At 45.4% G+C, this 9238-nt stretch carries 7 protein-coding genes; 6 read left to right on the plus strand and 1 reads right to left on the minus strand.

Going from position 1 to position 9238, the window contains the following annotated elements:
- The 6 genes from O9290_RS21095 to O9290_RS21120 form a co-directional block, all read left to right on the plus strand.
- Nucleotides 1-261, plus strand: a 261-nt coding sequence (locus O9290_RS21095; RefSeq protein ID WP_288087513.1) for a transposase, incomplete at its 5' end; no start/stop codon positions are given.
- A gap of 624 nt (nucleotides 262-885) precedes the next feature.
- Entirely contained in the window at nucleotides 886-2025 is a 1140-nt protein-coding gene (locus tag O9290_RS21100; RefSeq protein WP_288059676.1) for a DegT/DnrJ/EryC1/StrS family aminotransferase, read from the plus strand.
- Between the two features lie 37 nt (nucleotides 2026-2062).
- A complete protein-coding gene (crtB, locus tag O9290_RS21105; protein ID WP_288026424.1) occupies nucleotides 2063-2968 on the plus strand; it encodes a cyanoexosortase B in 906 nt (301 codons plus the stop codon).
- Complete coding sequence (locus O9290_RS21110) at nucleotides 2961-3707, plus strand: cyanoexosortase B system-associated protein (protein WP_002758251.1); 747 nt, start codon at nucleotides 2961-2963, stop codon at nucleotides 3705-3707. The genes crtB and O9290_RS21110 overlap by 8 nt, the downstream gene beginning before the upstream one ends.
- A 132-nt stretch (nucleotides 3708-3839) precedes the next feature.
- The gene (locus O9290_RS21115) at nucleotides 3840-5054 is read left to right on the plus strand and encodes a polysaccharide biosynthesis/export family protein (RefSeq protein ID WP_002758250.1); all 1215 of its coding nucleotides are present in this window, start codon (nucleotides 3840-3842) and stop codon (nucleotides 5052-5054) included.
- 117 nt (nucleotides 5055-5171) lie between these two features.
- Nucleotides 5172-7376: a GumC family protein gene (locus tag O9290_RS21120; RefSeq protein WP_288059679.1), complete on the plus strand. Its 2205-nt coding sequence runs from the start codon at nucleotides 5172-5174 to the stop codon at nucleotides 7374-7376.
- A 6-nt stretch (nucleotides 7377-7382) separates the two neighbouring features.
- On the opposite strand, the gene O9290_RS21125 is transcribed toward O9290_RS21120, so the two are convergent.
- Nucleotides 7383-8831, minus strand: a complete 1449-nt coding sequence (locus O9290_RS21125; RefSeq protein WP_288059682.1) for a family 10 glycosylhydrolase — start codon at nucleotides 8829-8831, stop codon at nucleotides 7383-7385.
- Between the last annotated feature and the right edge of the window lie 407 nt (nucleotides 8832-9238).

A 9238-nucleotide genomic window follows, 5' to 3' on the forward strand; every position in this document is an offset into this window, starting at 1 on the left:
GTTGAAGAATTGGCTCTTTCTTTGTCAATAGAGCTACTCTATTTGCCGTCTTATTCGCCTAATCTAAATTTAATTGAAAGGCTGTGGAAATTTGTCAAAAAGAAATGTTTGTATGGTAAATACTATGAAAACTTTTCTGACTTTTCTTCAGCCATTTATGAATGTTTGAATGATGCCCATTTGAAACATAAAAAAGAACTGGATTCCTTGCTGACTCTACGATTTCAGAAGTTTAATAAATCTCAGATTATGAACGTCTAAAGTATAACTTATTTGTGCCTTAAGTCCTTTCCTGTATGAATTTCAGCTACTTTTGAGCGTAGGCACTCTCATCGAATTTTATTTTAAGTTAATTATTTGCATAACAATTCCCGAAGAGCCTTAAATTCCCTTGTTTCCACCACCTCCAAGCCGTTCGATAACTTATTCCTGTTTTTTTGCTTAGTCTGATAGTTTTGTCTGTGCATACTACTATTAATGACTATATCTGACCATATTTGTATTGAAACTTTACAATATTAAATCCGTTGAGGCGTTGGGTTTCATACTTCAACCCAACCTACGTTCATCTTATATTTAATTCCACCCACCCACTTAGTAATTATCTTCAAAGTTTGGCGGCAAAAATAAATAGCTAGGCAGTCAACTTGATTCTTTTGGCCAAGTCAAGGCCAAACCCCCTGAATACCAATCGGCTCTCTTGGTTTAGCTGGGTTAGAATCTAGCCTAGCCTATACTTTTTCTCAGGTTATCCCAGAAGGATTAAGGATAAACCACAGAGGCACAAAGAACACAAGGACAAGAGAGCCTACAAATCTAGACAACTTGATCAAACCTATGCTAGTCTCTTGAATACTTAATAATATCTCCCTAAACAAGCAATAGATGAATTCCCATTTAATCAAAGTTCCCTTTGTTGATTTAACTTGGCAAAATCAGCCCCTACAAGCAAAAATTACCGAGGCAATCCAAACAGTTATCGACCGAGGAGATTTTGTTTTAGGCCAAGCTTTAGCCGAATTTGAAACCGCCTTTGCCCAAGCTTGCGGAGTCGAGTATGCTGTGGGAGTAGCTTCTGGCACTGCTGCTCTTGCCCTGGCTTTACAAGCTTACGGCATCGGTGCCGGGGATGAAGTGCTAGTCCCCGCTAATACCTTTGTCGCTACCCTCATGGGTGTTATTCAAGCGGGGGCCAAACCAGTTTTAGTTGATTGTCACCTCGATACGGCCTTAATTGACCTCGCGGCGGCTGCCCAAAGAATTACCCCCAACACCCGCGCCATTCTACCCGTACACCTGTACGGACAGATGGTATCACCCCAACAATTACAGGATTTTGCCCGCAGCTATAATCTGATTATCTTTGAAGATGCGGCCCAGGCCCATTTAGCCAGTAGAGAAGGTTATCGCGCCGGCAGTGTCGGTGTGGCGGCGGGGTTTAGTTTTTATCCCAGTAAAAATTTGGGTGCTTTTGGCAATGGCGGAATGTTAGTGAGCAATGATCCCGAAATTAGCCAAAAAGCCCGCGGTTTAAGAAATTATGGCGCACCGAGCAAGTATTTCCACACCGATATCGGCACTAATAGCCGTTTAGACAGCATACAAGCCGCCATTTTAAATGTTAAATTACCCCATCTGGAAGGCTGGAATCGCTCCCGTCAGCGAGCGGCAAGACAATACGACAGGCTTTTGGCTCCTTTAGCCGATCAAGGTATTTTACCCGTACGAGACGAAACCGAGACCGGTCATGTCTATCATCTCTACGTTATTCGCATTCTCCCCCATTGTCCGGTTGAGCGCCAACAACTACAAGAACAATTAACTGCCGTCGGTATTCAAACCGGCATTCATTATCCGATTCCTTGTCATCTGCAACCGGCCTATCGCTACCTCGGTTATCAACAGGGAGACTTTCCTAATGCAGAGATTCTCTGTGAAGAAATTGTCTCTCTCCCCATGTACCCCGGCATCAGCGAGGAGCAAATTGAAATGGTTGTTGAACAGATTACTGCGATCATCGGGTAACATAAATTCAGAATTTGTCACTAAATCGCTCCGTCCTATGGGTATTAGTCCTTCCCTATCCCCCGTCTCCCACAAAAATCGGCAATCTTGGCTGATGATCGGTTTCTTGGCGGTTATCTATGGTCCGGTGATCTTTCACTGGTACGATGGTTGGCTGAATAAATCGATCGGCATCGAACACGAATACTTTAGCCACGGCTTGATCGGCCTTCCCTACGCCGCCTATATTGTCTGGCAGAATCGCAAAAAATGGCAACGCCTCGAAGATCGCTCCCACCCCCTAGGAGCGTTTTTGTTAACCCTAGGAGCGATTTTTTATCTCCTCGGTTCCTCCCTTTGGGTTAGTATGTCTTTTCCGATTATTTTAGCGGGAATCTGTCTCTGGTTAAAAGGAACAGAAGGTTTTAAATTGCAAGGATTTCCCCTACTTTTAACAGCCTTAGCGACTCCTAATCCTATCCCCTACCTGATTGCTCCCTATACCCTACCCCTACAGGTTTTTATTGCCGCTTGCGCTGGTTTTATTCTCCAGCAAGCAGGCCTAGATGTCTCCGTTGACGGTATCTATATAGCGGTAGAAGGCAGGATGGTGGAAGTCGCTCCCTACTGTGCGGGGCTGAAAATGTTATTCACCAGTCTTTACGTCACCCTCCTGCTGCTCCATTGGACTGATACCATCGAAAACGGTCGTAAAACCCGCTTTATGCTCCTCAGTGCCTTTGGAATTAGTGTCGGGGCTAATATTGTTCGTAACGCGCTTTTAGCTTGGTTTCACGGCACAGGACAAGAGGAAAACTTTAAATTACTCCACGATAGCTGGGGGGGTGATTTATACTCGGTCTTTATGTTATTACTGATCCTTTTGGTCTTCCAAATCATGCAGTATCGCGAGGCGGTTAAGAAAAAGTCCCTAGCTCAAGGGGAAGGTAACCAGGATGATTAGTCAAAAAATTCCAGCCGAGGTAACTTTAGTGTTAGATAAAGTCAAAAAAAAGCTCCCGGGTAATTATTTACTGCTGTTGTGCCTGCTGCTGCTATTGATTGTAGGGGGTATCTTGCCCAATTTAATTTCTGGCCAGTGGTCTTGGGTGGATCAACCGAGAATCAGTAATATGCAGAAAATGCTGGCCCTACAAGAATCGGGAATCAAGTTCTCTGACCTGAAAACCATCGATCAGCAGCAAGGACAAATCGGTGAGGGAAAATGGTCGGTACAAGTGGTGGAAACTCCTGAGGGCAAGAGGATCACCGTGCTTTTAAAGCCACAGATCTACTATAAAAATCAACCAGGATTAGAATGGTCGGATATCACTTCGATTAGTCGTTGGAATCAGGGGGAAACAACCGAGCTATTAATCCCCACCCAGTCGGGAGGAAAGGCCAAGGCTCGATTCTATCGTGCCTGGACACAAAATACCTTTGCCGTGGTGCAATGGTATGCTTGGCTAGGTGGTGGTCATTACGATCCCTCTGTTTGGTATTGGCTTGACCAATGGGCGCAATTAAAAAGACAGAGAGTACCCTGGATAGCCGTTTCCTTGCTGATTCCCTTAGAACCGACGAAAGAACTGCAAACTCTCACTCCCTTTGCTCTCAATCTCGCCAAGGAAGTTCAAAGTTACTTAGAACAAAATGTCTTAAGTCAATTAACTTCTCTGCCTGAGACCAAAAAAGAAAAGTAGTTTTTCTGCTCCCAACTATCTGTTTAAAAAAAACTAGCTCAAGGCACTTTTCTAGTCCTTAATAGCTTCTTTGTTCCTCTCCCACTAGATAACTCTCAGAAAATAAATTGATATATCTGTATGATTCTACCAATGCTCAACAAGTTTTTGCCAGTTAGTTTATTCAGAACCGGGGCCATAGCCTTATCAGGGTTTAGTCTGACAGGGTTCTTATGGGTAATTCCCTCCGAGAGCCTCAAGGCCCAGGGTTCTTTGTCCATACCCCAGACTCAACCCGGAACTGGGTTGGAATTTTTGCCCCCCGAACCGCCTAATCCCACCTTTCCTGAAAACACGATTCCCCCTACCGGCTACAGTCCTCCGGTTTACTCTCCCAATAATCGCCAATCCCGACAAATTCAGTCCTATCGACTCGATATCGGCGATCAAATTACTGTCTCGGTTCCCGATTTTCCCGAATTTAATTCCACGGGGCCAGTGGATCCCGATGGTAATTTTCTGGTGCCGATTTTAGGGCGTATTCCGGTGCTGGGCTTGACTTTAGACGAAGTGCAAACTAAGATCCGCCTCGAATTGGGGCGAAAATACCTGCGGGAGGAACCGGAAGTGATTGCTGTTTTAACCACTGCCCGTCCCGTCCAGTTAACCATTCTGGGAGAGGTACAGCGACCGGGGTTTTATAGTGTTGCTCCTAATACTCCCCTAGCGCAGGTACTTTTGGCGGCGGGTGGCGGCACCCCCAGATCCGATCTGCGTTCGATCGTTGTCCGTCGGGTTTTAGTCGATGGTACAGTATTAGAGGAGAAACTTGACCTTTATACTCCCTTAATTAAAGGGGAACGCTTGCCAGATATGCGTCTGCAAGGAGGTGATGCCGTGATTGTTTCCAAGTTAGAAGTCGGCCAAGAGACGGGATATAATCGCACACTGGTGGCTAGAACCACCCTCGCCCAGCAGAATATCACCGTCAGGGTTTTAGCTCCCTCAATTCCTTCAGGAATTTCCCTGAGAAATGTTTCGATTCCTAATGGCAGTAGCTTCCTTGATGTGGTGGCTAGTTTACCAGTTTCCGATCGCCTGCGGATTAATGTCAATGAAGTGTCCCTGCTCCGTTTTGATAGTGCCAAAGGGGGAATTGTTAGTCAAACTTTGAGTCCGATAGCGGCAGTTAGGGGAGATATCTCCCAAAATGTTCCCTTAGAAGATCAGGACGTAATTATCGTCACCCGCACCCTGTTAGGGGAGATTTTCGCCGCTTTTAATATCATTACCCAACCCATCCGGGATATTTCCAGTTTTACCAATACAATTCTCGACTTTGGCAATCAATTCAATAACTTCCAATAATTGAGGGGCAACTTGCTCCCTTCACTCCTTAACACAACTTCATAAGCTAGGATTTCAAGGGCGAGAATCACTCTTGACCGCTAAAATGTAAAGAATCTGGGAATACATTAAAAAGCTATGGCTCTACCAATTGTTAAACGATTTCTCATCTCGCTAGATCAGAACAAATTTGTGGGAATATTCGTCTTCCTCGTCTGTTTAGGCGGTTCTGTGATCTTTGCTTTCCTACCCGATCCTGAGAAACCCCCCACCTTTTATCGGGCGGTGGGACAATTGGCCTACCGGGTGCCGCCGCCGGCTTTTACCAGTACAGGAACCCAACTGCAAGAACAAGGGCGGGCTATTGATCGCGATTTACTGCTGTCTCCCCGGGTATTGGTCAATGCGGCCAAAAAATTGCAATTTAATCAGGAACAGATGGTTAAAATTCGCGATCAGGATTTAAAAATAACCTTCCCCGGTGAAGCGGAGGGACAAAAAAATAATAGCGACCAACCCCAAGAGGTACTTTTAGAGTTAACGGCCGACTCCCAGTCCAAGGCGGAGTTAATTCTCGAAACCTTGATGAAGGAAATGGTGGAATACAGTCGCTGGCTGAATACTTCCCAGTTACGCGCCCGCATAGAAGCTCTCAGTGTCCGACTGAACGAAGTCCAAAAAGATTTAACCAGAGCCGAAGAAAAGTTTTATCGCTACATTAGTACCCAGGGTTCAGATTTATTGGCGATTCAAGACGGGAGTTTATTCACCGCTATCACCAGTAGTCAACAGCAACAGCGAGAAATTCGCCTAGAACTGCAAGGCATTCAAGGACAGATTAATAGTCTGAGTGAACAACTCGATTTAACCCCCGATCAAGCTTACACCTCCTCAGCCCTTAGTGCCGACCCGATTATTGCCAGTATCCGAGCGCAGATATTGGACACGGAAGCCCAATTGGAGGGACTACAGAAGGATTTACGTCCCGAACATCCCACCGTCGTTAAATTACGCAAACAACAGCAAGTTAACGAATCTCTCTTACAAAAAAGAGCCGCCGAGGTGATTGGAAAAGATGGCGTTCTTACCGCTCTTCCCAGCAGTCGCATCCGTCAGCAAAGTAATCTCGATGCCACCCGTCAACAACTAGCGGCTCAATTAGTCACCCTGCAAACCCAGCGCGAGGGTTTAATGAAACAATTAGAGTCCTTGGTGACTCAGGAACAGCAATTACGCTCCCAATACGAGAAATTCCCCGATAAACAGCTACAGCAAGCTCGTTTAACCCAAGCTGTCGCCTTTCAACGGGGTATCTACGAGAATATTCTCAATGCTCTGGTGGATGCTCAGGCCGCAGAAGCGGAAACCGTGGGTAGTCTCACCGTCGCCCAACCGCCGGTTGCTCAACCGATCGAACAGGTGTTTAACCGCAAGAATCGTACCTTGATTCTCTTGGTGGGTGCTGGTTTGGGAACTTTAGCCGGATTGGGTACGATTCTCCTGTTAGCAGTGATCGATGATCGCCTGCACAGTCCCCAAGAATTGCGGGAAGCTTTGGTTAGTCGGGATATACTACTCTTGGGACAATTGCCCATTGTCCGGAATTTAGAGGGCGAGGAAATCGAGCCGATTCTCGCCGATGCTAATGCCAATTATCTCCCCTACTACGAACGTTTACGCAGTACCCTGCGACTTGTTGGCGGCGGCGAAACGGTGAAAGTGGTTGTTGTCACCAGTATTACTGGCGGAGAGGGGAAAACCGCCACTGCCTATAATCTGGCCATCGCCGCCGCTTTAGCGGGCCGACGGACTCTGTTAGTAGAAGGAGATCTGAGAAGTCCCTCTAAGGCCGAAGAAATCGGAGTCACTCCCGATCCCAATTCTTTCCGAGAACCCCTACTTTACTACGGGGCAAAAAGTAAATCGATCCGGCTGGCCCCAAATATTGAAAACCTTTCCATTTTGCCTAGTCCCGGTCCGCAAAAACAAGCGGCAGCTATCATTGAATCGAGCGAATTACAATTAATTCTCAAAGATTCTCGCGGCCGTTTCGATCTGGTGATTGTGGATACTCCTTCTCTGTCTAGCTGTAATGATGCTCTTCTCTTAGAAGAACTAGCGGACGGGATTATTCTGGTAACGCGCCAGGGCATAACTCGTTCTAGTCTCTTGAGTGAAGCAACTGACCAGTTAACAGAAGCGGAAGTGAAAATTTTAGGGGCGGTAATTAACTACGTCGATATTACACCGACTCTCAACACCGCCGAACCGGAACTGCCGCCTTTGATAGTCCCCCCAACACAGGAAAAAACAGAGACGGAAGAAGTAAAAGTAGAGGTGTAAATGGGGTTACTTATGACAAAATCTTCTGGCTCGATCGAATTGTGGTTCTTGCCAAGAAAAAGCAAAATGACTGATACTATCTATGCTGGGAAAAGCTAGGCGAATCGCTGCCATTTGCACTTCTAAGGAGGGACGATTGTTATAGGGTTGTCCCCATAAACCCGCTAAAGCTGGGATAACAGGAGTTTGATTTCCCCTGCTTGCCACTACTCTTTTGATCTGATTAACCACACAGGTAGTATCGTTACAATTAGCGTAGGACATGGGATGCCATTCTAGGGAAGGAGGAAAACTATCCCAAGCTTGTAAACGGGAATCAAAACCTTGATTACCCACAAGACGATTCCCATCGGGAAAAAACACTGCTCCGGCGGGAATTCCCTGACGTTCCACTAGGGCAGAAAAATAACTAATATAATCAATTACACCCTGGGCAGCATGGGCAACCGCTAGGAACCAAAGTTCTAATTTGAGGCGATCAAAACGACTTTTAACTGATTGTTTCATCTCCTCTTCTAAGGGGATTCTACCCTGCCAAAGAGGGGCGGTTTCTTGGGGATAAAGGCGATCTGCTTCGACGATATCATGGGGGGAAATTTGGCCACGAGTCAGATAGCGTTCGATTAAAAATTTGCCCTTATTATTCAATCCTCGATTAATTAAAGCTTGTCGGGATGCGGGACTAAAAATCCATAAATCTTGGACATTATCGGCAACGGAATCGACTCCTGTTCCTCTCGGATAGCGAATATAATCAAATAAAACTCCATCGGGACGACGTTGTAAAATGGCTTCTAGGAGAATTAAATAATCCTGTCGCGCTTGATTACTGTAGGGATCGACAAAAGTTTGGGATCGATCATCGACAAAAGAGGTGCTATCCTGTCCTTTACCATTGCGTGCTAACACCTCCTGTCGCTCGGGTTTTAAGCTATAAGCATAGCCAAAATTGAGGCTAAATAACCAAGCATACACCTTTAAACCGCGTTTATGTCCCTGTTCAATCGCCTGTGCTAATAAATCCACATTTCCAGCACCGGGATTTTTAATCACGCTATCCCAAACCGTGGGATTATTGTTAGGAGGTAATAAGACTTGACCATCGGCAAAAACTTCCAGATAAACTATATTATAACCTTTGGCCACGATGCGATCGAGGATACTTTCTATCGATCCTGGACGGGTATCACAGGAGTAAAGACGTAACCAGATCGCTTGTTCCTGTAACCAGTGTCGGGAACGACAAAAGCGCAATTGTTCAGCATATTTCTGCAATAAAATGTTATATTCTTGGGGGGAAGTTTGACGCAGATTTTCTTGTTGTTTGATTTCCGATTCGGAGAGTTGACAATTATCATTGACAGCGAGGCTAGAGTTAATCCCGAGAGGACTACTCCAGAGGATTATAGCGAGGAAACAGGATAGCGATCGCAGATAATTGACTTTCTTTAACATAGTTGTTCACGGCAAAAGTAGCAAAGGAGAAATTTTCTTAGTTTGCTATTTTTTTAGCCCTCTTCTAGAACTCTAGCAAAAGTCTTACAGTCTCTAAACTCTAGCTCTCTTATCGGGTAAGCCTTCAACTAATTTCTAAGCGCAAGTAGAGAGTTGATAGACTGTATTTGGATTATACAGCGAAAGTCAATATGTTTAGATTACCTCGTTGCAAGGATCTCCCTTGTAACGCATTTCCAGAGGTTCTAGCTCTTGTGTAACCCCCCAATATCTGGCTCTTCGGTTTGTGTTATGCAATGGACGGGGGTTATAAGGGATGGAACCCTTATAGAGAAAGGCATTTAGCGATTTTTGTCAATTGTTTTTGCTCTAGAGCGAACTAATCAATTAAGTCTCTTGCCAGATAA

Source organism: Microcystis sp. LE19-41.2A, from assembly GCF_027530405.1.
GTDB classification, from domain to species: domain Bacteria; phylum Cyanobacteriota; class Cyanobacteriia; order Cyanobacteriales; family Microcystaceae; genus Microcystis; species Microcystis aeruginosa.